The sequence below is a fragment of the Pontibacillus sp. HMF3514 genome (assembly GCF_009858175.1).
In the GTDB taxonomy this organism is placed as follows: Bacteria; Bacillota; Bacilli; order Bacillales; family BH030062; genus Pontibacillus.
Map to the genome: position 1 here is coordinate 1008590 of NZ_CP047393.1, position 24268 is coordinate 1032857.

At 38.6% G+C, this 24268-nt stretch carries 27 protein-coding genes and 1 riboswitch; of the genes, 20 read left to right on the forward strand and 7 right to left on the reverse strand.

The features are described 5' to 3' along the window. The first annotated feature begins 12 nt into the window (after positions 1–12). The 3 genes from fabI to GS400_RS05280 all read left to right on the forward strand — a co-directional run bounded on the left by fabI (position 13) and on the right by GS400_RS05280 (position 3131). Positions 13–789, forward strand: a complete 777-nt coding sequence (gene fabI, locus GS400_RS05270; protein WP_160099675.1) for an enoyl-ACP reductase FabI — start codon at positions 13–15, stop codon at positions 787–789. A gap of 442 nt (positions 790–1231) precedes the next feature. Next, positions 1232–1873: a CotO family spore coat protein gene (locus GS400_RS05275; RefSeq protein ID WP_160099677.1), complete on the forward strand. Its 642-nt coding sequence runs from the start codon at positions 1232–1234 to the stop codon at positions 1871–1873. Between the two features lie 139 nt (positions 1874–2012). After that, positions 2013–2096, forward strand: a riboswitch (cyclic di-GMP riboswitch). A gap of 90 nt (positions 2097–2186) precedes the next feature. Then, on the forward strand, positions 2187–3131 hold the full coding sequence (locus tag GS400_RS05280; protein ID WP_160099688.1) for a sensor domain-containing diguanylate cyclase: 945 nt from the start codon (positions 2187–2189) through the stop codon (positions 3129–3131). A gap of 322 nt (positions 3132–3453) precedes the next feature. Here the strand turns inward: GS400_RS05280 and GS400_RS05285 are convergent, their stop codons facing one another. Then, positions 3454–3906, reverse strand: a complete 453-nt coding sequence (locus tag GS400_RS05285) for a CotY/CotZ family spore coat protein (RefSeq protein ID WP_160099690.1) — start codon at positions 3904–3906, stop codon at positions 3454–3456. A 338-nt stretch (positions 3907–4244) separates the two neighbouring features. Between GS400_RS05285 and GS400_RS05290 the strand changes: the two genes are divergently transcribed. From GS400_RS05290 to GS400_RS05310, 5 genes are all read left to right on the forward strand, one after another. Continuing rightward, on the forward strand, positions 4245–4463 hold the full coding sequence (locus tag GS400_RS05290; RefSeq protein WP_160099692.1) for a hypothetical protein: 219 nt from the start codon (positions 4245–4247) through the stop codon (positions 4461–4463). A gap of 158 nt (positions 4464–4621) precedes the next feature. Next, positions 4622–4966 (forward strand): DUF1360 domain-containing protein, encoded by a 345-nt coding sequence (locus GS400_RS05295; protein WP_236561156.1) that lies wholly within the window; start codon positions 4622–4624, stop codon positions 4964–4966. 226 nt (positions 4967–5192) lie between these two features. Continuing rightward, the gene (locus GS400_RS05300; protein ID WP_236561157.1) at positions 5193–5384 is read left to right on the forward strand and encodes a hypothetical protein; all 192 of its coding nucleotides are present in this window, start codon (positions 5193–5195) and stop codon (positions 5382–5384) included. Between the two features lie 209 nt (positions 5385–5593). After that, positions 5594–5875 carry a hypothetical protein gene (locus tag GS400_RS05305; RefSeq protein ID WP_160099696.1) on the forward strand — a complete coding sequence of 94 codons (282 nt, stop codon included), beginning with the start codon at positions 5594–5596 and terminating at the stop codon, positions 5873–5875. 32 nt (positions 5876–5907) lie between these two features. Beyond that, on the forward strand, positions 5908–6810 hold the full coding sequence (locus GS400_RS05310; RefSeq protein ID WP_160099698.1) for an MBL fold metallo-hydrolase: 903 nt from the start codon (positions 5908–5910) through the stop codon (positions 6808–6810). Here GS400_RS05310 and GS400_RS05315 read toward each other — a convergent pair. Then, positions 6807–7481 (reverse strand): DUF421 domain-containing protein, encoded by a 675-nt coding sequence (locus tag GS400_RS05315; protein WP_160099700.1) that lies wholly within the window; start codon positions 7479–7481, stop codon positions 6807–6809. The two genes, GS400_RS05310 and GS400_RS05315, sit on opposite strands and share 4 nt — an antisense overlap. Before the next feature lie 1050 nt (positions 7482–8531). On the opposite strand from GS400_RS05315, the gene GS400_RS05320 reads away from it, so the two are divergent. The 7 genes from GS400_RS05320 (at position 8532) to GS400_RS05350 (ending at position 12687) form a co-directional block, all read left to right on the forward strand. Further along, on the forward strand, positions 8532–9113 hold the full coding sequence (locus tag GS400_RS05320) for a hypothetical protein (RefSeq protein WP_160099702.1): 582 nt from the start codon (positions 8532–8534) through the stop codon (positions 9111–9113). Positions 9114–9139: 26 nt separating this feature from the next. Continuing rightward, on the forward strand, positions 9140–9817 hold the full coding sequence (locus GS400_RS05325) for a Type 1 glutamine amidotransferase-like domain-containing protein (RefSeq protein WP_160099704.1): 678 nt from the start codon (positions 9140–9142) through the stop codon (positions 9815–9817). A gap of 13 nt (positions 9818–9830) precedes the next feature. Further along, complete coding sequence (locus GS400_RS05330) at positions 9831–10211, forward strand: nuclear transport factor 2 family protein (RefSeq protein ID WP_160099706.1); 381 nt, start codon at positions 9831–9833, stop codon at positions 10209–10211. 118 nt (positions 10212–10329) lie between these two features. Next, positions 10330–10827: a hypothetical protein gene (locus GS400_RS05335; RefSeq protein ID WP_236561158.1), complete on the forward strand. Its 498-nt coding sequence runs from the start codon at positions 10330–10332 to the stop codon at positions 10825–10827. A 4-nt stretch (positions 10828–10831) separates the two neighbouring features. Continuing rightward, positions 10832–11161, forward strand: coding sequence for a hypothetical protein (locus GS400_RS05340; protein WP_160099710.1), 330 nt, complete (start codon positions 10832–10834; stop codon positions 11159–11161). 236 nt (positions 11162–11397) lie between these two features. Next, positions 11398–12129, forward strand: coding sequence for a helix-turn-helix transcriptional regulator (locus GS400_RS05345; protein WP_201450136.1), 732 nt, complete (start codon positions 11398–11400; stop codon positions 12127–12129). A 411-nt stretch (positions 12130–12540) separates the two neighbouring features. After that, a complete protein-coding gene (locus tag GS400_RS05350) occupies positions 12541–12687 on the forward strand; it encodes a hypothetical protein (protein ID WP_160099712.1) in 147 nt (48 codons plus the stop codon). A gap of 274 nt (positions 12688–12961) precedes the next feature. Here the strand turns inward: GS400_RS05350 and GS400_RS05355 are convergent, their stop codons facing one another. From GS400_RS05355 to GS400_RS05370, 4 genes are all read right to left on the reverse strand, one after another. Continuing rightward, positions 12962–13264: a hypothetical protein gene (locus GS400_RS05355; RefSeq protein WP_160099714.1), complete on the reverse strand. Its 303-nt coding sequence runs from the start codon at positions 13262–13264 to the stop codon at positions 12962–12964. A 106-nt stretch (positions 13265–13370) separates the two neighbouring features. Next, complete coding sequence (locus GS400_RS05360; protein ID WP_160099716.1) at positions 13371–13796, reverse strand: GNAT family N-acetyltransferase; 426 nt, start codon at positions 13794–13796, stop codon at positions 13371–13373. Between the two features lie 6 nt (positions 13797–13802). After that, on the reverse strand, positions 13803–14315 hold the full coding sequence (locus GS400_RS05365) for a YjcG family protein (protein ID WP_160099718.1): 513 nt from the start codon (positions 14313–14315) through the stop codon (positions 13803–13805). Positions 14316–14417: 102 nt separating this feature from the next. Continuing rightward, entirely contained in the window at positions 14418–15152 is a 735-nt protein-coding gene (locus tag GS400_RS05370) for an alpha/beta hydrolase (protein WP_160099720.1), read from the reverse strand. Positions 15153–15647: 495 nt separating this feature from the next. On the opposite strand from GS400_RS05370, the gene GS400_RS05375 reads away from it, so the two are divergent. The 5 genes from GS400_RS05375 to GS400_RS05395 all read left to right on the forward strand — a co-directional run bounded on the left by GS400_RS05375 (position 15648) and on the right by GS400_RS05395 (position 22699). Continuing rightward, positions 15648–16643 carry a TAXI family TRAP transporter solute-binding subunit gene (locus tag GS400_RS05375; protein WP_160099722.1) on the forward strand — a complete coding sequence of 332 codons (996 nt, stop codon included), beginning with the start codon at positions 15648–15650 and terminating at the stop codon, positions 16641–16643. Positions 16644–16735: 92 nt separating this feature from the next. Next, on the forward strand, positions 16736–17272 hold the full coding sequence (locus GS400_RS05380; RefSeq protein WP_160099724.1) for a DUF1850 domain-containing protein: 537 nt from the start codon (positions 16736–16738) through the stop codon (positions 17270–17272). Positions 17273–17312: 40 nt separating this feature from the next. Next, positions 17313–19370 (forward strand): TRAP transporter permease, encoded by a 2058-nt coding sequence (locus GS400_RS05385; protein ID WP_160104521.1) that lies wholly within the window; start codon positions 17313–17315, stop codon positions 19368–19370. Positions 19371–19878: 508 nt separating this feature from the next. Further along, positions 19879–21072: a dicarboxylate/amino acid:cation symporter gene (locus GS400_RS05390; RefSeq protein ID WP_160099726.1), complete on the forward strand. Its 1194-nt coding sequence runs from the start codon at positions 19879–19881 to the stop codon at positions 21070–21072. A 217-nt stretch (positions 21073–21289) separates the two neighbouring features. Beyond that, the gene (locus tag GS400_RS05395; RefSeq protein WP_160099728.1) at positions 21290–22699 is read left to right on the forward strand and encodes a hypothetical protein; all 1410 of its coding nucleotides are present in this window, start codon (positions 21290–21292) and stop codon (positions 22697–22699) included. Positions 22700–22826: 127 nt separating this feature from the next. Here GS400_RS05395 and GS400_RS05400 read toward each other — a convergent pair whose 3' ends face one another. Beyond that, positions 22827–24188, reverse strand: a complete 1362-nt coding sequence (locus tag GS400_RS05400) for a glucoamylase family protein (protein ID WP_236561159.1) — start codon at positions 24186–24188, stop codon at positions 22827–22829. Between the last annotated feature and the right edge of the window lie 80 nt (positions 24189–24268).

Consider the following 24268-nt stretch of genomic DNA (forward strand, 5'->3'; position numbering starts at 1 on the left):
GAGGGCGAATTCATGAATTTTTCACTCGAAGGTCGTACATATGTAGTCATGGGTGTTGCAAATAAACGCAGTATTGCGTGGGGGATTGCTCAATCGCTTCACAATGCGGGAGCGCGTCTGATTTTCACGTACGCTGCTGAGCGCTTTGAAAAATCTGTTCGTGATCTTGCGGGTACACTTGAGGGACAAGATGCATTGTTCTATCAATGTGACGTAACGGATGACGATAATATTGAATCTACATTCCAGCAAATCCAAGAGGACGTTGGTGTCATCCACGGTTTAGCACACTGTATCGCATTTGCTGATAAGGAAGAGCTAAAAGGGGATTACCTGAACACGAGCCGTGATGGTTTCTTAACAGCTCACAACATCAGCTCTTACTCACTAACAGCTGTTACACGCGCTGCAACGCCACTTATGAAAGAAGGCGGAAGCATCGTAACCCTAACGTATCTTGGTGGCGAACGTGTCGTTCAAAACTACAACGTTATGGGTGTTGCCAAAGCAAGCCTTGACGCAAGCGTGAAATATCTAGCTGAAAGTGTTGGTCAGCACGGAATCCGTGTTAATGCGATCTCAGCTGGTCCAATCCGAACACTATCTGCAAAAGGTGTTGGAGACTTCAACTCTATCCTTAAGCATATTGAAGAACGCGCACCATTACGCCGTCCAACATCTCAAGAAGAAGTTGGCGATACAGCTTACTACCTAATGAGTGATCTTTCTCGCGGTCTAACGGGTGAAATTCTACACGTTGACTCTGGATATCACATTATTGGAAGATAAAAAGTAAAAAAAGCAGCTAACACATTTGTGTGAGCTGCTTTTTTTGTTTGATTATATTATTTCCTGAGAGAACGTGTCTCTATCCGAAATTATAAGGTCCCTATCCAGAATTAAAACGAGTCTATCCAGAATCAAGTCGTCCCTATCCAGAATTAAAACGCGTCTATCCAGAATCATAGACTCTGGATCCAGTGTCTGTCTTAGAGATGGCATCACAATCCATAATCAAGCCCCCTCAGCCCCCAGTCAGTGTGTCATATCCTAAACGTACTTACTGATATAATAACTCTCGATTATAAAAGCCTTCTAAATCATCTATGAAAGCTTTGAGAATGAGCCCTTACCATTACATTTTGTGCAAGAATTTTTAAAAATGGGCACAATCTCCAGGTTCCTTGCATATACTAGTTTGAAGAATATCACCATAGGGGAGTGTATGTTTATGGCGAAACAAAAAAGTGTAGCTCGTGAGCCAATGCTCTATATTACGCAGCCTGAATTCCAAGCTGCAAAACCTAGGATGCAATCCACATACCGTTCCGTTCCAGAAGATAAAGTAGCAAAACAAGAAGAGATGAAAGAACCTAAATCGAAAGAAGAAACGAATTCTACATCGCAAAAAAAAGAACGGAGTCGAAGTTGGGAAAAACGAAATAAAGCACAGGATAAATTCGGTTTAAAGACATCTGAAGTGGAAAACGTGAAATCTAAGAAGCAAAGTGTGTGGGACACTGATGAAAAAGAAGAAACTGAAACAGAAGAACCTGAATCAGTAGAAGAAGAGGTTCAGGAAACTGAGGAAGATGAGGACAGCGAACAAGAACGACCTAGAGTGTCTTTTTCGAATCGTAAAAGACGGGATCGTTTTAAAGATATGAATTTAGAAGAAAAAGTCGAGTATTTTGTTAATCTTCCATCCAGTGTTCCTAGAATGAAGTGTGAAGTGTTTACAGGTGAAAAAAGCTATAGAGGATGGATTCAAGATTATCAGGATGGTGTAGTATCCATGAAAATTTTGCAACGTCCATTCAGAGTTGAGATTCCATTTGATTCTATTGAAAGTATTGAATTGAAAGGATTTTAAGTCTAATTAAATTTTCCCGTTTGAACAAAATAGTTATTGGGTATAAATGCTTATGAAAATTATTTTTTGTATGTTTTTGTCGAAATCATTGGTATTAAGTCCTATTTATATTATACTAATTAACATAGAAATGTGAATATACTGACAAAGGCAAACTTATTGATAAGATAAGGACGCAAAGCCACGGGCCTAAGGAGCAATCTATGGTAGCCGGGTTACCGAAGAAATAGTAGAACCTAAATTTAAAGTGGTTCCGATTTTTTCGGGCCGCTTTTTTTGTATGGATGCATTTGTCATTTAGGGAGGTAAGGATGTGGAGTTGTTAGAGCTTAGTCTGACATTGATCGGGTCAATGGCGGGATTAGTCGGTTTATATTACTTAGGTTGGGTCAAGATTAAAGAAAGGTTAACGAATGAGAAAAGAATCTATCAATTGGTGGAAAACTCAAAAGATATCATTTACATATGTGATGTTGAGCCTGAAATGAAGTTTCATTACTTAAGTCCTTCCATAGAACATATATTAGGGGGGAATATTGTTCAAAAAAGTTTTGAAAACCCATACATTATCTTTGAACGAATTCATCCAGAAGACTTTCCCATGTTGTACAAAAAAGTAACAGGTGACCTCGATTATAGTAAGCCTATTTTACAGCGATGGAAAGATGATTATGGGGAATTCCATTGGTTTGAGGAATACTGCACACCGATTTTTGAAAAAGGAATCATGACCGGAATACAGGGGATTATTCGTAATATTGATGATAAGGTGAAATTACAGAGGGAATTGGAATACAAGGCAAATCATGATTCATTAACAGGTGTTTATAATCGAGATTATTTCGAGCGAATGATGAAACAGTTTGATCAGAAAGAAGATCGTTCGGTTGGTATCATCCTTTGTGATATGGATGACCTAAAATTAATCAATGATCAATATGGTCATAAAAAAGGGGATGAAGTGATCAAAGTTATCGGTCAACTGTTAGATCAATTTTCTTCGCCGTATGTTACAGTGACAAGAATTGGTGGAGATGAGTTTGCTATTTTTATAGAAGGTAAGGAACAAGATGTGGATCGAATACGCCAACAAATTAATGAAACCTTTTATCAGTTTAACGAACAGAAAGAAACCATTAAGATTAATATGTCGATTGGCATGGCTCATGTCCCTTCATCTTTTTCTAACATGGAAATGCTATATGTGTTAGCTGACCAACATATGTATAAAATTAAGAACGCTAGAAAATCAGTTTAAAAAAACAAACCATCCTAAATGACAAAATAAAGCCAGGTCCCTCATGTGAGGTGCCTGGCTTTTTGTAGTCCTCAGATGTCTAGCTCCGGCGCCTAGCAATGAAGGGACTTTGGCCCACAAAACGGGCGCTGGCTCTTTTCTTAAAAGTAAAGAAAGTAAGTTGTAGCTCATAGTTGTCTAGCTCCAGCGCCCAGCAACGATGGGAGTTCCCTCGCCTTCGTTCGATAAGTCAACATCAAATTGTTTCACAATTTGTGTTTCCTTTATCTTACTACGGGCTCAGTCCACTCCCATCGTTGCTAAATAGACGCTTACGCTTTTCTTATGCCATTGCATCAATTGCTGGAAGGCAAGTGATGTGGCAGAAGCATCTAAGGTCAACTGTGATGCAGATGCCTGTTGCAGTTAGGTCGTCAGTTTTTTGGCATGAAGGAGAATCTGGTTTGTCATCTTTCGCTGATGGATCAAGAAGCAGCTCGAGAAGTGCACATTCGCAATCTTCGTCTACCTCTTTTACACGGAAGATGAAGCTTTCGCGAATATCTCCAATTTCCCCGCGGCGAGCGCCAAACCCTTTGAATGGTTTGCAATCTTTGCAGTATAGGATAACTGGTACTGTATCTAAGCTGTTACCTCCAACGTCACCCATTAGTTCATTAATAGATTGTTCACAGCTGGAGTTACAATCATCTGTAACATCGTTTTGAGCATCAACGATCTCTTTTAATATGTCACACACACAGCTACCAGTGTCGTGTCTTTTTCCACAACCCATGTGTCATTTCCCCTTTCTCGATTTATTGACTTATTGTCCTTAATAGAATATGTGCTCGAGCCCTGAATGTGTGGGCATAAGCCCGTATTTTGATATTTTAAATGAGGATGGCAGTAATTCAGGTTTTACAACTGAAATATTATTTTTCACGAAATGTCACTGGCATTTCTTTTTTACATACAAGGGCTTTAGCCTATACACGTTCTAGGTGTTGGTCATAGGATATTATCGATAAACGTGTTATGTGATGTATTCGCCTTTTCTCTGTGTTAGGTGAAGTAGCGTTACAAACCTAATCACTTACATCACCACGGAAGAATTTGAAGGAGTGAAATGGCATGTCAGATAGAAAGAAAGTCATCAATGTGGATAACTTAGTCATTTATGCGGATAACGTAACTTTAGAGCCAAGGCGTCGTCCTCATGACCGCCCTCCATTTGATCCGTTTTTCGGGCCACGTGGTCAAGAGGTAGAAGAAGAACAAGAAGAGAAAGTTGAAGAGGTGGAAGAACAAGAAGAGGAAGAAGATGATCGTCCACCATTTTCATGGATCTAGCTTCAAGCGCAAAAGCTGACCTTTAAAGGGGTCAGCTTTTTGTATGGAGAGGTGTTAAACCATGCGCACCCCTTCCCCTATTTTTTAATTAATTTAATAAATTCCCACAATCTCCTCGTCCTAGAAACATAAACTATGAAAAAGGAGGGAGGAGAAGGATGTCTGTGTCATGGATGGAACTATTAATCTTAGTTTTTGCAAGTTTTCGAATTACTCGATTGTTCGTGTACGATTCAATTACAGAGTGGATAAGAAGACCGTTTCATAGATATGTAGAGCATGAAACAGAAGATGGGGAAACGGAAACCTACATTGAAATAAAAGGTCGTGGGGTCCGTGCTTTTATAGGAGAGCTATTGAGCTGCCATTGGTGTACTGGTTTTTGGGTTTCGGCAGTCGTTCTGATAAGTTTTTTATATGTTCCGATCCTGTATCCTTTATGGATCATTTATGCGATTAGTGGCGTGGTGGCACTCATATTTGAAATTTTTCAAGGGAAGTAGGACACTACCCATACAGATATCTCATCTTTTTCATACGTTATAGAGAAGGTTTAGTTTGTGTGAAAGGATGGGGTGATTGTGAAATCGTCAGACTCCAAAAAATATAAACCTGTTAAAACAAGCAAGAAATCTTCAAAATCAGGAGTTAAGAAGAAAAAAGGCTGCGGTTGCGGGAAGAAAAAGCGATAAAATGAGCAGACAACCAAGAGTATTTCACCCACATTGGATGAAAACATTTCATGATATTCATAAACACTTGGACAACAAAGAGCATTGGTTTCAATTTCCTGAAAAGAAGCATGAAAAATTCGAGAAAGAGTTTAACTCCTGGCATGAGGATTGGCATAAGTCATTTATAAATGGAATTGGGGAAATCGAAAAGGTCATGAAGGAATTAGAAAAAAAGATAGAAGATTGAACTTCTCGTGCCTATGCATGGGAAGTTTTTAATGTGTACCTTTAGTTCAACTTCCCTATCCTAAAAAACACCTAGTTAATTGGTAATGCAACCACCTCCTACCAATAACCTAATTTAATAAAAAATAGGTTGACACCCTATGAAACATAGATGTTTACACGAATACATATGCTAATTAAAGGGTAAGGAATAAATAGGAGGGATGAAATATGGGTTATATATTACCTGTGGCGCATTATCAATATCAAGATTATCGTGAACGTGTGCAACCAATTGAAAATGATCCCTTTTACATTGATCCAGTATTTAAAGCAAACTTAGAAGAAAAATTACGTGATCGAGAACCAAGAGAAGAAGACCGTAAAGATTATCAAGATTATAAACAAGAACAAGAAGAAATCTATACACCCAAAACGATACATGCATCAAAAGTTCATGAAATTTACTCAGAGTTAACAGGAATAGGGCGGCATTTTAACGAAAGTATTTAGTAAATGTTTTAATGCCTAAGGAGTCGATTTCGATGCAGCTCACCCAAATCAACCAAAACCTTTTTTATTTTAAAGGTCCAGTCAACATCGGTTATATCTGGCAAGGAGATTCAGGTATGCTTGTTGATGCGGGAATTGATGCGCAAACTATGAAAAAAGTGCTAAAGCAGCTCGATGAACAAAATTATCCTGTCACGCATCTATTTATTACCCACGCACATTCCGATCACTACGGAGGTGGGTCATATCTGCAGCAGGATCGACCGGTTTATACGTTTGCTCCGTTTTATGAGGAGGCGATTTTACGAAATCCTTCATTAGAGCCTCTGTATTTATTCGGAGGAAATGATCCTATTCCAGAGTTACGAAACAAATTTTTAGAAGGAAAGTCCATCTTTATTGATGAAGTATTGCAAGAAGGTGTTTATGAACGTGATGGCTTTAACTTCACAACGTACTTACTTCCTGGTCACAGCTATTATCAATTAGGAATTTTCATTCATGATTGTTTATTTGCAGGGGATAGCTACTTTAGTGAGGAGTTGCTTCATAAACATAAAATTCCTTTTCTAACCGATGCGCATTTGGCGATTCAATCCTTGTACAAGCTTAAGGATATTCCAGCGCAAGGTGCTCTGCCAGGACATGGCGTATATGAAGAAGATTTTCATCAAACGGTAGATGCTAATATTGCTTATCACCATGAGCTTCTACATATGCTGAGAGAGTTTATTAAAGAAAATGAACCTGTGGCCCATGAAGATCTAATCGTATATATGTGCGAGGAGTATGAAATTCAAACGCCTCAGCTATCACAATGGCTTATGTTTCGTACAGCTGTTACAGCTTACCTCCTTGCATTGGTTAAGCAGGAGCAAGTGGAGCATAAGATTGAACATTACAGATGGATATTTAAAATAAAAGGAGAAGCCTAGTATGGTTGTACATGTAGGGCTTCTCCTTTTTTGTATTCAGCATAGAGTACCTCTTTGGCTGAAGTGAATTGTTGTTTTTGCAGTTCTTTTTCTAGCCATCCTTCATCTAATCCTTCTTCACTTAAGTTATCCCACACGATTTCACCATCACTAATTAACGTTCGGGCTAATTCAACAGTTTGTGGAGTTAAGTTAAGGTCTCCTCGACTCGGTGTTTGTTCAAGTGATTTTCGTAAGACTGATACAGTCCCATCTGTTTCAAGGACGGCATATTCTACATCCTGTATTGAAAAAACTTCTTTGGAACGAAGAAGGTGCTGGAGTTGGTTGATATCCAGTCTCCCTTTTTTCATGTTTTGATATTGTAATTTTCCTTTATATATAATCACACTAGGTCGTCCTTCTAGAAGTGCCCTGGATCCTTTGAACTTTTGCGTAACCCACTCGGTTATGTAGATCAACAATCCCCATAAAAAGACAGCATAGAGTACTTGGAATATGCCCACCTCTTTATCGTATAAAGCATTACCAACGAGCTCACCAAGAACAAGCGCTGCAATAAAATCGAATGCCGTAATTTGTGTGATTTGAGTTTTACCAAGTACTTTGGTTAGGACAAATAAGCATAAAAAGCCGATGATCGTTTCAATTAAAATTTGAGAATAAACCAAACTCCCCTCATCCTTTCTATCAGTTCCTTACCATCATTGACAGAAAGGGGGAAAGTCATACTAGGGAAATAAGCTGAAACATCGGGTTTTTATTATGGTTAAATTTAGTTAATGGAGGTGTGACGGGGAAGATGATGTGGGGAGGAGTAGTGATGAAAATGAACGTTAGAGAAGTAGTAATTCTATTCAACTTAAGCGCCTCAATAGTCACACGATTGCATAGGCATCAATCTAATTTCCTGAAAAAGCAAGTGCAGTTAGATACATAAAATTGAAGTCATTAGGCATAGCAATTGTGTAGTGTATATATTAAGAATGAGAAGCGATTTGGTGAGATTCTGGTTAAAATACACGCTACACCTAGATTGTTTATGAAGAGATATGGTGAACTATTGTTTTTTGCGTTTTGTGAGTTCTCAGGATAAATTCGTTGGAAAGTATTATAAGGTAAGAGTGTTACTTATTATAATTATGAAGGTTTGAGTAGGTTAGTAGATTTAATATTTGCTTGGTTGCATAGGTTTTCGTTAAATACATTAAACTCTTTCAACAAGCTGGCGCTGGAACTTGGAACGTTGACTAATGGCTCGTAACAGAAACATTTTGTCCTGATTCGTTAGCATACTCCAACTTCGAGCTTTGATCTTCACTTTCATTCCTCCCCATTAAAGATTGTTTGAATCAAGCGGAGTTCTGTGATGAATGATTTACTTATCTATACCACCGTTAAACAGGGTTAAACAACAAAGTGTTCTACAAAAACTGCATGTACTAGGGGTTTTAGGATAATCTTCATCGAAATATGTCAAAAAGGGTAGAATCTAAGTTGGTTTTGTTGAGGGAATGTAGATATGTGAGAAGGGGTTGCTTTCCCCAACCCACCTTAGCTTATCTATAAGTCATCAACTTCTGTAATAATGGTTCAGCCATTTTTCAGTAACATGATTAAAAAATACAATTAAATGTAAGTTTGAAGGTAAAATTTATACCATATTATGTTAATATTATCGATAGACGAATGAATTGTAATAAAGGGGGGGAGGAGCCCTGATGAAAAGGTTGAGCATTTTAATAGCTTTTATGCCAGTTTTAATCTCAGAATGTTCAGAAGGAAAAGCGAAAGAAAGTGTTCTTGATGCTTTAACTGAAATAAAAGAGTATGAGGCCATTTTTCATCATGAAAAGGTGAAGAATGGAGTAGTGGTTTTCTATGAGCCAAAGAGTGATGGCTCGAATGGTCCCTCGCCTTTGTCTACGACTTTTATACAAGAGACTTCAGATGGGTGGGAGAGTACTTTAGATAGAGGTGGACACACAAAGACATCTAGACCATTTACTTCCCACCAATTGTTGGTGCAAGCGGATGAAAACTCTCCATTTCCAATGCTATATGGAAACGTTACAAATCCAGATGTGAAACACGTGAGAATAACACTTGGAGATAAGAAAATACGTCCTAAAACCATTCACTCTCAAGGAAACCATATTTGGTACGCATTTGTGGATAAACCTACTGATAGTTCACCTTTTATCATCAAAGGGTTATCTGAAGACTTTGAGGTTGTTGAAACGGTGGAGCATAAAGTTGGTCAATCTAGTTTTGCTGGTGATGAAGTGGTGGATGATGAGTAGTTTTGAGAACAAGAGGTATTATGAAGATGACTAATTTATTTCTTTCTGGTGGAGGAGATGAAATCCAAACGAAGGATATCGATCAAGCTTTTGTTCAATCCATTAACAAGCACAAACCAATGTTATATATTCCAATAGCAATGGATGAAAAACACATTCCCTATGAATCTTGTTATGAGTGGATTACAAATGCGTTTAAATCTATTGGGGTTAATCACATTACAATGTGGACGGATTTGTGCGGGAAGTCTCTTGAAGATTTACAGGGGGTCTCTTCTGTTTATATAGGTGGAGGGAATACATTTAGTTTACTGCATGAGCTAACCCAAACAGGTTTTATTGATGTTCTCAGTCTTTATATTGCCAAAGGTGGCATCGTATATGGAGGAAGTGCGGGGGCCATTGTTCTAGGAAAAGATATTAGAACTTGCGCCCATATGGATACAAATAAAATAGGATTAAAAATGACAGAGGGGTTAAATCTGGTAGATGAATACGCCATTTGGTGTCATTACCATCCTGAACAAGACGAACTTATTCATACGTATCAAAAAGATTATCAACAAAATGTCATTGCTTTAACTGAAGAGACGGGACTTAAAATAACAGAGCAAGGAATCAAAGTAATTGGGAGTAAAAAAGCTTATTGTTTCTCTAGGGAAGGGAAGAGTGTTTTGGAGGTCTCACATTACATAAACATATAGAAAAGGTGAGAAGATGATTGATCTTGAGCAAGTAAAAGAAGAAATCTATGCATTAGAGACAAAGCTGTTAAAACCAGAAACTCGTGCTTCTAGAGATGAGTTGGATCAATTATTAGCGGATGATTTTTTTGAGTTCGGCAGTTCAGGTCATTCTTTTGATAAAGAGAATGTATTAAACCGTCTCCCAAAAGCTAAGCAGGCTGAAGGGTTCTCATTAACAAATTTCGATGCAAGACTACTGGCTTCTGACGTAGTTCTTACTACATTTAAAACGTACAAAGCGTCCAAAGACCAGTACGCTTTACGCAGTTCCATCTGGAAAAAGAATAACGGTAGATGGCAAATGACGTTTCATCAGGGAACGCTGATTGAGCGGTTGAAGAAAGGACGTTAAATCTATGAAAAAGATCTACTTCGTGTTTTTATCACTTTTCCTATTGATCTTGGTGACCAGTTGTTCAAATGGAAGTGATAGCAAAATAACAATTAAGCCTACCCCTAATTCAGATTACGTGACTACGTTCGAGGATTTAAATCTAGGTCACTTGTTTGATTTTGAGTTTCGTCTACCTGAAGCGGATCAAAGATGGGTGAAAGTGTGGGTTGAAAGGTATAAGGACGGGGAGAAGGTACCAGGTCGTGTGACAGAACTTTCTTATGGCAAGAGTCCTCAAAATCTTGATAAAGGGCATTTGGGGTTTGGAGTTATTAGTCCGGATCGCAAAGACAATCTATTTTTTTTATATGCTCCAGGTGTTAAGGAAAGTCCAAAAAAGAGCCAGCTAACCGTGAATTTTGAGGGGATGCAAGGGTGGCGCTATGCTATTAGAGAGGAAGAAGAAACCGAACTCAAATTAGGTGAAACTAAGTTGTTAGCCGTTTACCGATCCTCTATAAATAATTCCATGAGAAATTATGATTTTCAAGATGAAGAACAGTTGGATCGGATGCTAAAGGAAGATAGTGAAAACCTCTTACTGAAGATAAAAGTTGAAAAAATTGAGGAGTGATGATTTGAATGCCAAATGGGTAATTCCGATATTTATGGTCATTTCTTTCATGCTCAGTGGATGTAATCTATTATCGGAAAATAAATTACCGATAGAGATGATAGCCTTTAATAGTTTAAATGAAAATGAGGTTGATCGAATCCTTGTAAGTCCTAAGGATTCGATTGTCAAAAAGATAAAGGTAGATGACGACTTAGCTAAGGTGATTGGTGAGGATTACAAAGGTGAAGAGTTATTTTCAGTTACATTTAATCATACAGAAACGGAATCGAAAGGAAATTTAATTGTGTATGTGAGCCATGATAAAAGCAGGGTTTTGGGTAAGAGAAATTAATATTAAGTTATGAACATGTCCCCAATAGTTGAAGACATAGGGGGTTGTCACGTATATTGGATTTGAACTTTTAAAAAAGTGTTTATATCGGTAAACGCTACAATAATTTGCTATATTGTGAGAACATTGTCCTAAAGCGATTTCTAACCTTAATAGAATACTATTAGAAAAGGGCGTATAGGCTCTTTTTTTTATTCCAAAAAACCTTCATATTTAAAAGAAAAGGAGGCTCGATATTGCGACACGATATACGACCAAATGAACGAGCTTATTCTACGAAGGAAGTTGCTGAAGAAGTTGGACTTGCCACCACGACTGTTCGAAAGTATGGACAAATCTTGGAGCGAAATGGATACGAGTTTTTTAAAGACGGAGACCGCCGTATCTTTGTGCGATCTGACATCGAAGCCATTATAGCGATACGTGATACGGAGAATCCGAAAGACGATACGGCGCAAGAAGTAATGAAGAAGCAGAAAGAAAGGCTTGATAGTGGGAATGAAACAAGTGTAACGACCCCCGATACATATGACAATTCACTACAAGACCCTGGTCAGCTTAAAGAGTTGTTAAAAGTATTAGCGAATGAATTAGCTGCAACAAATGAGATGAACACTCAACTGAGAAATGATGTGTCTCATCTTAAAACAGCCGTTTCCCAACTTCAGCAAGATCACCATGCCATTAGTTCCGGTGTAGGAAACTTCTCGCAGAAAACGCATACCAACATGGAAAAATTAATGGAACAACAAAAGACTCAGTATGAAGAATTATTGGAACAAGAAAAGGAAAAAAGTGAATTCTTGTTAGAAGAAATACGAAATATGCGAGAAGATCAAAATAAGGAATGGCAATTACAGAGTGATTTTAATAAGCGCTTAGAAGAAAACGTGCAAAAGGAACAAAAGGAAAGCATCGAAAAGCCTAAAGGTTTTTGGGCAAAGCTTTTATTCTTACTTCGTAATTAGATAACTCGTTTTGAGTAGAGGGAATTAAAAAGACAAAGAACTGGTGAGTAGTTCAGTTTTGGATGCAAAGGGCAAATTGTATCCTTAATTGAACTGCTTTTTTTATGAGTGGATGATGAATTGTGTTATTCATGTATTTGGCAGTTATCTTGAATAACTGTTTAAGTGAGAGAGGCGGTTCCGTTGCTATTGTGGAGTGCGGTGGGCTTGGGAACGGGTTGCTTTCCCCGGACGAACGATCGAGCCTCCTCATACGCTACGCTTCTTGCGGGGTCTCGCTCGCCCGTTTTTCCGGAGGAGTCAACCCGTTCCCAAGCCCACCTTAGCCGAATGGTGATTAACGGAACCGCAGCGATAATGTGAGGAAATGCTTGCGGACATTTGTTCCGCTATTTCACCTTAAAATGGTTTTTGAGTTTACGGACATTCATTCCGCTAATTGCTGCAAATCACCTTAATAAAGAGCAATCTGTCACAAATAAGGTACCATATGTCCGTAACGACTCTCGAAATGCCTTTAAAGTTCAAAATAACGGAACAGATGTCCGTAAGGTTTAGAACCCACACACTAGGGTCCGTTATTCTCCATAAACGCAAAGGGGGGAAGGAAACGGCAAACTCCAGTGGTAGAAAGGGCAGATGAGACCCCACAGAGAACGGAGTGAACGAGGAGGCTCAGCTGGTCTTCCACAGGAGTATTGCCGTTTCACTGCCCCCCTTACTCTCATACAAGCAACGGACTCCTCCGAACCTATATCTCGAATCCAAGTCTTCCAGATAAGGGGGCTTATATGGAAGAAAGTCACTTTCAATCTGAAAAGCCTCTCTTAACTTATATAGTTTTAACCTCAAATCTATCTCCTTCTAATGACCACGTACGATCTAATTCATTAGAAAAAACGGTAACTTCAAGCTTCTGACCTAATTCATACTCATTAGCATTTTGAACAGGGATTTCATATTTACTAGTATAGCTATCCTCAACATCGTGCTCCATAATCATTAATTTTTTCTCATCAAGCAATTCAATAACCGTACCAGTGAAGACACGTTGAACCTGATCTTGACTTTTCTTCCACTTATTTAGTGTTATGGCATTAAAGATTTCAGCAAGTAATGCGAGTATAGCTTGCATGTGGAACACTCCTTCGTCATGTGTAAAATATTACAGTTATAATAACATAATCTGGAAAACAAAAGAATCCCTCTTCTGGCCTGCTAAATCAGAAGGGGGATTCTTTTTACTTGATTTCCTTTGTCATGGTTACATGTGGAATTCCAGCATCCATAAACTCTTCAGAAACAACTTCATATCCAAGGTTTTTGTAGAAGTCTAGTGCTTGTGTTTGAGCGTTAAGCTTGGACTTTTCATAGCCTTGATCACTGACTTCTTGTTCCATGTGTAGAATCATTTGCTTACCATAGCCTCGACCGCGGTATTTTTTTAAAATACAAATGCGTTCAAGTTTTCCATAGCCTTCTACATAACGTAGACGGCTTGCAGCCACTGGAAGATTGTCCTCATACCCAACAAAATGGGTTGCGATATCATCGAATTGGTCCATTTCTTCTTCAAGTGAAACGTGCTGTTCCTCTACGAATACTTTTTGGCGAACAAAATAGGCATCTTTTTGTTCTTGTTCGTTTGATACTTTTATAATGTTCACTTCTTTTTAACCCTCACCTAAATGGAATGTTTCATACACAGTCCACATACCGTTTTCTAGTTGATATAACAGTTGAAAACGATCTACGGTTTCTTCGAATTCATGGTCCATCATTTTTAATGATCCATAAACATCCGAATGCTCATCATCTGAAAGCTTTTGAGCAATCGTAATATGTGGCACAAACTGATATGTTTTTTCGTTCGGTATATCTTCTGCATGTAGACGCTCATGAAGTTTAACCAATTCTTCTACTGGTTCAACCTTCATGTAAATAGCATTTGTTACAGGAGCAAAAGTACTCAGCTTATTAACATTCATAGTGAAAGGCTCTGTTTCTTTTGCAATTTTGGATAGCTTCTGAACAAGTTGATCTGTGTTTTCTTCGTCTTCTTCAAAAGCTTCCTTTAACGTTACATGTGGAGGAATTAGCGCGTAATGTGGATCGTAACGTTTTCTGTAAGAGTTCGCGACGTCTTGGATTTTTTTTGATGGAAAAATTGCTATACCGTACTTCATCTTTGTACCTCCTTAATATGAAAAAACTATATAAGATACGGGTTATTGATTATAGATGTATCTGCATTATATCAAATTTTCTGACATTTCGCTTGGGGAAATTTAATGAGATTCATTCCCAAACATTGTAGGAATTGCTCTTTTTAGGTCTTTTTGCCAATGTTTCCATGTATGATTTCCATCTAATTCATGGTAGATGTATTCGGAACATTGGTTTTGTAGAAATTCTTTAAGTTTACGATTCGGTGTTAGAAAGTCTTGCACAGCACCGTTTGTCGTTTCCACTTCGGTTTCTTCAGTACCGATTGTATGATAGATCTCCATGGATTGTACACTTGTGCTATCTTTAACTTGTTCCATTACAAAGTCATCAACATACGGAGACTGCATAATAACTTTGCCGAATGTGTTTGGATATTTCACTGCCGTCATAAGTGCCATTGTTCCTGCCAGTGAGTCTCCCATTAGTGCTCGACAACCACCCATGTGATACGTTGGCAATTTCTCATCCAACATAGGAACAACCTCATTCGCTAAAAACTTCATATAATCAACGAACTGTTCTCCTTCTGGGTGATACTTATTACGACGATCGTGCTTGTCTTGATAATGAATGCCTACAAAAATCGTATTTTCAATCGTCCCATCTTCATGATAACGATCACTTAACGTGGCAACACGACCCAATTGTAAGTAGTCATTTCCATCCTGCATGATGCAGATGTGATATTTATATAAGGGGGAAAACGAGGATGGCTTATAAATTTTCACCGTCATCGTTTCATCTAAGTAAATACTATTAATTGATTCTTCTTCCATTGTGCCTTTTCTACCCATATTGTACACCTCCTAGTTGTAAAGGAAGATTTCCTTTCGATTACCCCAATAAAATTTCCGCAAAACTTCAACATGACTAGTGTATCATAAACTATTAGCAAAAGTGGAATAAAGCGTTTTCTACATCAACCGTCAAAATCTAAAAAAAATATGAGAATATTATTATAGGTTTTTCTCAGTCTTTAGCACTTAGTGATTTCTTATTAATGGATAATAAAGTTAAAATGTGGAATTGTTTTATTTGATATACAAATAAGGTGATTGTGAGCTATGTCTTCCTCTTTAAAAAATGCAACATTTGTAGGTTGCTTTGGAAAGGAAAGATGATAAATAATTAAGTAAAAATATGATAAAGATAAGAAATGTAAAAAATTTTAGTTTATGTATTCCTTTAACGTGGGAATGTAGGAAAGAGAAAACAATTGTGTTTTCAAGTAGGACTTGCTAAAATGTTTTACCGAAGTGAAAAAAATTATGAACATGGGGGTAAAAAACATGAACATGAAAAAAGGTTTATTGTCTATGGCGCTTTTGTTAGCGCTTTCCACAATCCTTGCTGCTTGCGGAGGCGGATCTGCTGACGGCGGTAACGGCGGTGAAGGAGAAGATGGTGGAACACAGTTCTTAGGAATTTTAACGGGTGGATCTCAGGGTACATATTATCCACTTGGCGGTACTTTCCAAACAATCATCAATAATAACGTTGATGGTGTTGATGCAACAGCAAACTCTTCAGGCGCATCTGTAGAGAACATGAAAAAGCTTGCTGATGGTAGTGGTGAAATGGCGTTTGTTCAAACGGACATCGCAGCTTATGCAGCTGAAGGTAAGCTAATGTTCGAAGGTAACAAGATCGATAATGTACAAGCAATTGGATCTCTTTACCCTGAAACGATTCAAATTGTAACGACTAAAGGATCTGGAGTTAAATCTGTAGAAGATTTAAAAGGTAAAACGGTTTCACTAGGTAATATCGGTTCTGGTACAAGAGCAAATGCTAAAAATATTCTTAAAGCTCATGGTTTGAGTGAAGAGGATATGACGGTACGTAACCTAAGCTTTGGTGAGTCTACAGACGGTATTAAAGACGGATCTATCGATGCAGCGTTCATCACATCTGGTACTCCAACTGGCGCTGTTGAAGGACTTGCTGCAACACAAGATATTTCGATCGTTCCAATTAAAGAAGAGAAGATCAATGAGCTAAAAGAAGAGTACCCTTACTATGCTAAGGATACGGTTAAAGAAGGTACGTATGGTCTTAAAGAAGACGTAACAACAGTAGCTGTTCAAGCGATGCTTGTTGTAAAGAAAGACCTTAGTGAAGAGGTTGTGTATAACGTAACGAAAGCAATCTTCAACAACACAGATAAAGTTACACACTCTAAAGGTGAGTTTATTTCTGCTGAATCTGCTCTTAACGGTGTAGGTATTGAATTGCACCCAGGTGCGAAGAAATACTTCGACGAAAAGGGTATCAGCAAAGACTAATTGAACAACGTTAAGTGGCTTAATTTGAGATAGGCCAATGCCTTTATTGGTCTATCTTTTCCTATTTAATTATGTTCAAAGAAGGGAATAGGATGAACACATTAAAGCGAAAATCAATCGTTACAATCGTAATCATTTCCCTCACCTTAATAGCGGGTTTAACCGCGCTCATCTTTTATCCAAACCACTATGTATTAACCTTTCAAAATCAACGGACAAACGAGCTTTTGTCCTATATCCCTGTTAATGAACATGATGTAATTGAACTGCGGTACACGCATTCTGTGCATTTATCTGAAGTTCGGGAGTTGTATCGGGTGAAAGAGGGAATGATGAAACCAGAGAAGCTTATATACGAAGATACAGCAATTGGAATGCCCTCAGATGCCCATGGTGGTGACACATTCCGAACTGAGGATGGTAAATATATTATAGAAAAAAGCAAAGATGCAAAGGCTTTTCCTTACATAAACCTCTCAGTCGGACAGGTGAGAGCAAAGCACAAAATCATCTATCAAAATCAGAAATTTTTATTAAAGAAATTCGTCGGAGCAGGAACCAATATTCAAATCAAAGCAAAGCATTTGAGTAGGTGGCAGCTCTTGGAAGGAGTGAATATGCTTGAGTGAACAAGAGAAGAACTTATCCCAAGAAGAACAACAAGCACTAATGCAGAAGTATGACCCTGAATCAGGTGTCAGACAACTCTCAGGTATCGTAGCCAAAATTGTCTTTTTTGGTTTACTAGCCTTTTCAGTTTATCAACTTTATTTTACAGTTGTGCATCGACTGCCAGCTCAAATTCATAGACCTATTCACCTTGGTTTTGCTTTAGCTCTTATCTTTTTACTTTTTCCGGCTACAAAAAAGCTGCGAGAAAAAGGGAAATTAAGTTGGATTGACTACCTATTATCCATACTAGGTGTAGGAGTAGGGCTATATTGGCCTTTACAATATGACGAACTTGTTGTTAGAGCAAGCTCGATTAACCAAACGGACTTTTATGTCGGTATTCTTGCTGTGATTCTAGTTTTAGAAGCAACAAGAAGAGCGGTAGGACTCCCAATTACTGTTATTGCCGGATTATTTTTAGCGTATGCTTATTGGGGCCGTCAAATGCCGGGGTTTCTGAAACATAGAGGAGTGGACTTGGATAACCTTGTTCAATCCATGTATTTCACAACAGAAGGTATTCTAGGTACGCCACTAGCCGTGTCAGCTACGTTTATTTTCCTCTTCCTATTATTTGGATCATTCCTGGTTCAAACAGGAGTAGGACAGTACTTTAATGACCTTGCTGTAACCATAGCAGGTAAACGTACTGGTGGACCTGCGAAAGTGGCGATTTTCTCAAGTGCTTTACAGGGAACTATTAGTGGTAGTTCCGTAGCAAACGTTGTAACATCAGGTTCTTTTACAATTCCGATGATGAAAAAACTCGGCTATCGTAAAGAATTTGCTGGTGGCGTTGAAGCAGCAGCCTCTACAGGTGGACAGCTCATGCCGCCAATTATGGGTGCAGCTGCATTTCTTATGATTGAATTTATCGGAATCGATTATTGGACGATTGCAAAAGCTGCAGCGATCCCAGCGATTCTATACTTTACTGGTATTTATATCATGACGCACTTTGAAGCGAAGCGTAATGGCTTGGAAGGCTTAAGTGAAGAAGAAATGCCCGATAAAAAAGAGGTATTCAAAAGACTTTACTTATTATTACCTCTTGTGGCGATCGTTGTCTTCTTGGCTTCAGGTTTAAGTGTTATCATGGCGGCATTCTTAGGAATTCTAACGACTATTTTAGTTGGTTTATTACGTCCTGAGCGTTTCCGTAAGCTTTACATCGCAACATTTGTAGTAGGGGCCATTGGTTACCCAGTCTTGCAATTGATGCTTGATGGAGCATTACCAAACAAGCTGCTTCAAACAGCATTTGTTGGTGCAGCGATCTTAACGATTCTAGTTAGTTACTTATTCGATGGTAACTTTGCTGATACAATTGATGCTCTTGTTGATGGTGCTCGCACTGCGCTAGGCGTAGTAGCAGCAACAGCTGCTGCAGGTATTATCGTGGGCGTTGTGACGAAAACAGGATTGGGTCTGAAGCTCGCTAACAGTCTTGTGGCATTAGCAAATGAACAGATTCTATTAACGTTGTTCTTTACAATGATTGCAGCGATTATCCTTGGAATGGGATCGCCGACAACAGCGAACTACGTTATCACATCAACGATCGCAGCACCAGCGATTATTCTGCTAGGTGTTCAAGATCTACCTGCGCACTTATTCGTGTTCTATTTCGGTATTATTGCCGATATTACACCACCAGTTGCCCTGGCTGCCTTTGCTGCATCAGGTGTATCAGGTGGAGAACCAATACGAACCGGAGTCAACGCCGCAAAACTTGCCATTGCAGCGTTTATCATCCCGTACATGTTCGTATTGCAGCCTCAGTTGCTCATGATTGATACGACATTCTTGGAGCTTATCTGGATTTTATTCACGGCGGTAACAGGTATGATTGCCATTGGAGCCGGCATGATCGGTTACTGGTATCGCAAAACGTATTGGATCGAGCGTATCCTAGCTGTAGCTGGCGGACTCGCATTGATCTATCCTGGCTGGCAATCTGACACAGCTGGACTTATAACGTTCGGTGCTCTTATCGGAGCTCAGTTCTTGTTCAAGCGTGATATGATTGGTAAGCCGGTTACGAAAGCTTCATAATGTTGATCAGGTAGGAGTCTCCTTTTTAGGGGGCTTCTTTTTTTTATGGGGTATGGAGCGGATAGTGTACTTGTGATGAAACTGGGTGAATAAGTGAGGAAGGAGAGCGGATTAGTGTTGAAGCTGGGTGAATAAGTGAGGAAGGAAAGCGGGTTAGTGTTGAAGTACAGTATATAAGTGAGGGAGGAGAGCAGATTAGTGTTGAAGTACAGTAGATAAGTGAGGAAAGAGAGTGGATTAGTGTTGAAGTACAGTATATAAGTGAGGAAAGAAAGCAGATTAGTAGTGAAGTTCATCAAATAAGAAGGTGTATCTAGAACTTCAATTTACCAATCTCCTCTTGGATGCAAAGGATATTAATGTGAACCCCACCGCATTCTTCCTAGTATTGAAAACGCTATTAAGATAGAAAATTCCGAATAACGCTCATGACCTTCACAAATCCTTTTTCAGGGGCTATACTATATCCATCAATAAAGAACAGTTGTTCATATGAGGAGGACAAAACATGAAGATAGGATTATTACCTCGTTTATTAATAGGCATCGGACTAGGCATTGTGAGTGGACTGTTTCTTCCTCAATGGTGGATAGAGTTATTCGCTACATTCAATGGATTATTCGGTAACTTTTTAAACTTTGTGATTCCACTGATTATCCTTGGTTTCATTGCACCAGGAATCGGTGAACTAGGAAAAGGGGCTGGCAAACTTGTAAGTCTAACAGCCTCCGTCGCATATGGATCTACGATTATGGCAGGTTTATTAGCATTTTTTGCTGGAAGCATGATCCTACCTAAAATGCTAGGAGCAAGTGGGAGCGGTGAAAGCTTTGAAAATCCAGAAGAGTTCTTGCTTGAAGGTTTTTTCAAGGTAGACATGCCACCTGTCATGAGCGTTATGACAGCATTAATTCTAGCGTTCATATTGGGACTTGGACTTGCTTCTATTCAAGGAAACACACTCCAAAAAGCATTTGAAGACTTCCGTGGTATTATTGAAAGAGTCATTCAAGTGGTCATCATTCCACTTTTACCTGTACACATTTTCGGAATTTTTGCGAACATGACACACGGTGGTCAGGTTGCAACAATCATGTCTACATTTATTAAAGTTTTTGCTATGATTATTGTTTTACATCTTGTCATGTTGTTGCTTCAATACACGACAGCTTCTGCTCTTTCTGGGAAGAACATTTTAGGCTCTTTACGCAATATGGTTCCTGCATACTTCACAGCACTTGGAACGCAATCATCAGCGTCGACAATTCCAGTAACGCTGAAGCAAACCAAGAAAAATAAAGTTGGAGATAAAATAGCAGAATTTGTTGTGCCGCTTTGTGCAAACATTCATCTATCTGGTAGTACAATTACAATCGTAAGTGCAGCGATGGCGGTTATGACGCTTAACGGAATGGATCTTTCTTTTGCTAATATCTTTCCATTTATCTTAGCGCTCGGCCTGACAATGATTGCTGCACCGGGCGTACCGGGAGGCGCAGTTATGGCAGCTCTTGGACTCCTTCAATCTATGCTTGGATTTAACGAAGCTATGCTTTCCTTGATGATTGCTCTCTATCTGGCACAAGATAGCTTCGGAACAGCAACGAACGTAACAGGTGACGGCGCGATTTCTATTATTGTGGATAAATTAATGGGAAAAAAAGTAAATGAAGTAAATGTGGATGAGAAACAGTCTGCTTAGGTAGAGTAGTTCAGTTTGGGAGTACGATGATTTAGTACCCCGAATTGAACTACTTTTTTGTAATATTAGGGGTATTAATGTGACGAAAGTAACCATGATGTTATATGGGTTCATAGGTATTTATGGTTATTATTATGAAAATGTATTTATATCCCTTCGTTCCTTATCGATAAATAGAGTGTGATCACAAATACCTCAGTAGAAGGGAACGTACAATTTGAAAATTAAAGTGACATTGCGGTCTTTATTTATGTTGTTGTTAGGATTCGGATTATTGGGAGCAATGGTAAACGAAGTTGCATTTGGAGAGAGTGCCATAACATCTCAGGATGAAGTGGTTTGCGAAAGTTGTTGGGAGTTTACATATGTGGATAACCAATCGAACGTTTTTATTGATGGCAAAGAAAGCGGAGACTACCTACCTGTTTCTTCTTTCATTGCAGAATCAGCTGCAGGAGACGCCTATAATCATTATCGAGTAACGGATGTAACCGAGACGGCTACAACGATTCAGTCATCTTCTGAAGTAAGCAGAGATATTACGACAAATGTATCTGTTTTAGGTGAAGAAGGGACAACGGTAAGTACTACGATTAAAGGAAATAACCCTACGCTTAAAAGCATGATTCAGAAACACCTAGAGATGAATGGCTTTCAAGCAACGATTAGTTCAGAAACAACTAGTCAGTCTGGTGTGTCCATTGTGTACACAGATGATCAAGCAGCACAATTTTTTGATGGAGGAGACCTTACGTCCCTATCCTCAATTTCAAAATCTGTGAAAACGGCTAAATTTACGAGTTATAGTGAAGCGATAAGAAATGCACTTAATGAATATAATACACAAAAGAACGTATGGTTATGGGAGAGTAGTGCGGTTAGAGATACACCTGATGAAACGATTGATTTCTTAACAAAACATCATGTGGATAATGTGTATCTGCATTATAACCCGTTAGTTGAAGAAAGCTACCCATACTTTATTTCAAAATTAACCGAACAAGGTATCAAAGTTCATGCACTAATGGGAGCACCTAAGTGGGCGCTTGAAAAGAATATTTCAATCGGAACACATCGCATGGATTTAGTGATGGAATACAATGCTAGTGTTTCAGATGAAAACGCGAAATTTATCGGGATTCATTTCGATGTCGAACCGCACGTGCTAGACGAGTGGGATACAGACCGGGCAGGCACGATACAGCAGTGGTCGAACACATCGCAAGAATATATCAATTATGCTAAGCAAAACGGGTTCATCGTTGGATCAGACTTACCTTTCTGGACAGACGGAAAAAGTGTAGAACCCTATTACCCTGGATTCTATAAAGAAATGATTGATCGCAACGATTACGTGACAGTCATGGCTTATCGTAACACTGCACTTGGATCGAATAGTATCACTTCTCTATCTGAAAATGAGGTCCTTTATGCGAACTCTCCAAAAGTCGAAATCGGTGTAGAGGTAAAGCCTCACTATTTAGATTATGTGAGTTTCGATGACAAGACGTATCTAGAAATGGAACAAGAGCTTTCCAAAGTAAGAAGCTTCTATCAAAAAGCGACTGGATTCAATGGAATTACGTATCATAGCTTTTCAGAATGGAAGGCTTTAGAAGAGAGATAATTATATTCAAAAAAATATAATAAAAAAGCTCACGGTTGCGTGAGCTTTTTTATTTACATAAAGTCTAAAACGAAATATTCCATTCGATTACTTAATAAATTTTATTAAATAATTAACGAGCAAAGTTTTATTTTATAGAGAATTCTTCTTTGATCAGTAACTCCTCTGGTGTTTCACCAATTTTATCTTCATGGAAGTAATCTCTGATGACGCCATCTTTTAAATAGTTAGCGATTGATACCATTATCATACCTTGATCTAAAGCAAGATATGCCTGGGTTACTTCTCCTGTTTCTACATTAACAGAATCAAGGAAACCGTATTTATCATAAGTGTCGAAACGTTTCAATGTATTGATATTTTTTAAAGCTTCCATCGGTGCGTATTCTAGAGCTAAAAATGTAGCGTGTGGAGTAACAGTGCCATCCGATTTGTAACCGTCCATTCCTAATGGAGTGGCTGCAAATTCAGAATACCCCTCAGGTGTAGCAGCCGGTGACATTCCCCAGGCTTCAAACCCTTGCTCCTCAGCATATTGAATTTGTATATCAACATGACGTTGATTATTTAATCCAAGCGCATCTTTACCAAGTTCTTTTTCTTTTAGAACGAGTTGGGGCATTAAAGCTTCAAACATACTTCCACCCCAACTAGGGACATATTTTTTCCCTTTATAGCTATAATGTCCTTCGAATAATTCTACCCCATCGTAGGTTTCTGTGTAGCCTTCAGGAGTTTGAGCTTGCCAATCCCAAGTCTCAGGCATAGTACGGTACATTTTCCACCAATGCTCTTTTGGAACATCTTCTTTCCCTATTGAGATATAGCTTGCCACACGAGGTTCTGTATAAAAAGCTCCATAATGGTGGGCTGTATAGCTACCAGCTTCTACATCATATCCACCTCTCATTTGACCAACTTCTGGTGTATAAAGAGTGGAATAATCCATACTGTCTACAATTGAACTCGTTTGATCATTTAGCTCAGGATAAGCTTGTCCTACAACGATTAACCCTGCAGAAAGCCATCCATTATCAACTGTTGATATGAATTGTCCCCAATCAGTCATTAATGAACCATCTTTTGTGTAATACCAGTTGTAAAACAAACCATTCCACGTTTTCATATCTTCTAAGGAGTCTAAGGTTTTTTCAATTTTTGCAACAGCTTCTTTACGGGAAATGATCCCCATTTCGTCGGCAGAAATGGTACTCATCATATACATCCCTATATTGGTAGGAGAAGTATATTTCTTTTCATTTAGATCATCGTTATTCATTCGAACGGCATCATAAGTAAGTCCAGTATTATCGTTAGTGAAATCTTCAAAGTAACGATAGGTCTTACCTGAAATCGCTTTCAATTGTTTCGATAAAGTAATCTCTTTTCCAATGTGTTTCGAGCTTGCAAAAGTGCTAGTGGGAAGAGTAGCTGTAAAAACTAACACCAAAGTTAAAAGGGAAAATAGAAATTTTTTCAAATAATGCACTTCCTTTCAAAAAGAATTTAGTGAAACGTTTCGAATAAAAGTATACAAGTGCATTGAAAAGTCGTAAATGAACGAAAAGT

Excerpts from the sequence above, each read along its gene's own strand:
- fabI (WP_160099675.1), top strand. The coding sequence starts at position 13 with ATGAATTTTTCACTCGAAGGTCGTACATATGTAGTCATGGGTGTTGCA.
- GS400_RS05275 (WP_160099677.1), top strand. The coding sequence starts at position 1,232 with ATGGCGAAACAAAAAAGTGTAGCTCGTGAGCCAATGCTCTATATTACG.
- GS400_RS05285 (WP_160099690.1), bottom strand. The coding sequence starts at position 3,906 with ATGGGTTGTGGAAAAAGACACGACACTGGTAGCTGTGTGTGTGACATA.
- GS400_RS05290 (WP_160099692.1), top strand. The coding sequence starts at position 4,245 with ATGTCAGATAGAAAGAAAGTCATCAATGTGGATAACTTAGTCATTTAT.
- GS400_RS05295 (WP_236561156.1), top strand. The coding sequence starts at position 4,622 with ATGTCTGTGTCATGGATGGAACTATTAATCTTAGTTTTTGCAAGTTTT.
- GS400_RS05300 (WP_236561157.1), top strand. The coding sequence starts at position 5,193 with ATGAAAACATTTCATGATATTCATAAACACTTGGACAACAAAGAGCAT.
- GS400_RS05305 (WP_160099696.1), top strand. The coding sequence starts at position 5,594 with ATGGGTTATATATTACCTGTGGCGCATTATCAATATCAAGATTATCGT.
- GS400_RS05310 (WP_160099698.1), top strand. The coding sequence starts at position 5,908 with ATGCAGCTCACCCAAATCAACCAAAACCTTTTTTATTTTAAAGGTCCA.
- GS400_RS05320 (WP_160099702.1), top strand. The coding sequence starts at position 8,532 with ATGAAAAGGTTGAGCATTTTAATAGCTTTTATGCCAGTTTTAATCTCA.
- GS400_RS05325 (WP_160099704.1), top strand. The coding sequence starts at position 9,140 with ATGACTAATTTATTTCTTTCTGGTGGAGGAGATGAAATCCAAACGAAG.
- GS400_RS05330 (WP_160099706.1), top strand. The coding sequence starts at position 9,831 with ATGATTGATCTTGAGCAAGTAAAAGAAGAAATCTATGCATTAGAGACA.
- GS400_RS05355 (WP_160099714.1), bottom strand. The coding sequence starts at position 13,264 with ATGCAAGCTATACTCGCATTACTTGCTGAAATCTTTAATGCCATAACA.
- GS400_RS05365 (WP_160099718.1), bottom strand. The coding sequence starts at position 14,315 with ATGAAGTACGGTATAGCAATTTTTCCATCAAAAAAAATCCAAGACGTC.
- GS400_RS05370 (WP_160099720.1), bottom strand. The coding sequence starts at position 15,152 with ATGGGTAGAAAAGGCACAATGGAAGAAGAATCAATTAATAGTATTTAC.
- GS400_RS05375 (WP_160099722.1), top strand. The coding sequence starts at position 15,648 with ATGAACATGAAAAAAGGTTTATTGTCTATGGCGCTTTTGTTAGCGCTT.
- GS400_RS05380 (WP_160099724.1), top strand. The coding sequence starts at position 16,736 with ATGAACACATTAAAGCGAAAATCAATCGTTACAATCGTAATCATTTCC.
- GS400_RS05385 (WP_160104521.1), top strand. The coding sequence starts at position 17,313 with ATGCAGAAGTATGACCCTGAATCAGGTGTCAGACAACTCTCAGGTATC.
- GS400_RS05390 (WP_160099726.1), top strand. The coding sequence starts at position 19,879 with ATGAAGATAGGATTATTACCTCGTTTATTAATAGGCATCGGACTAGGC.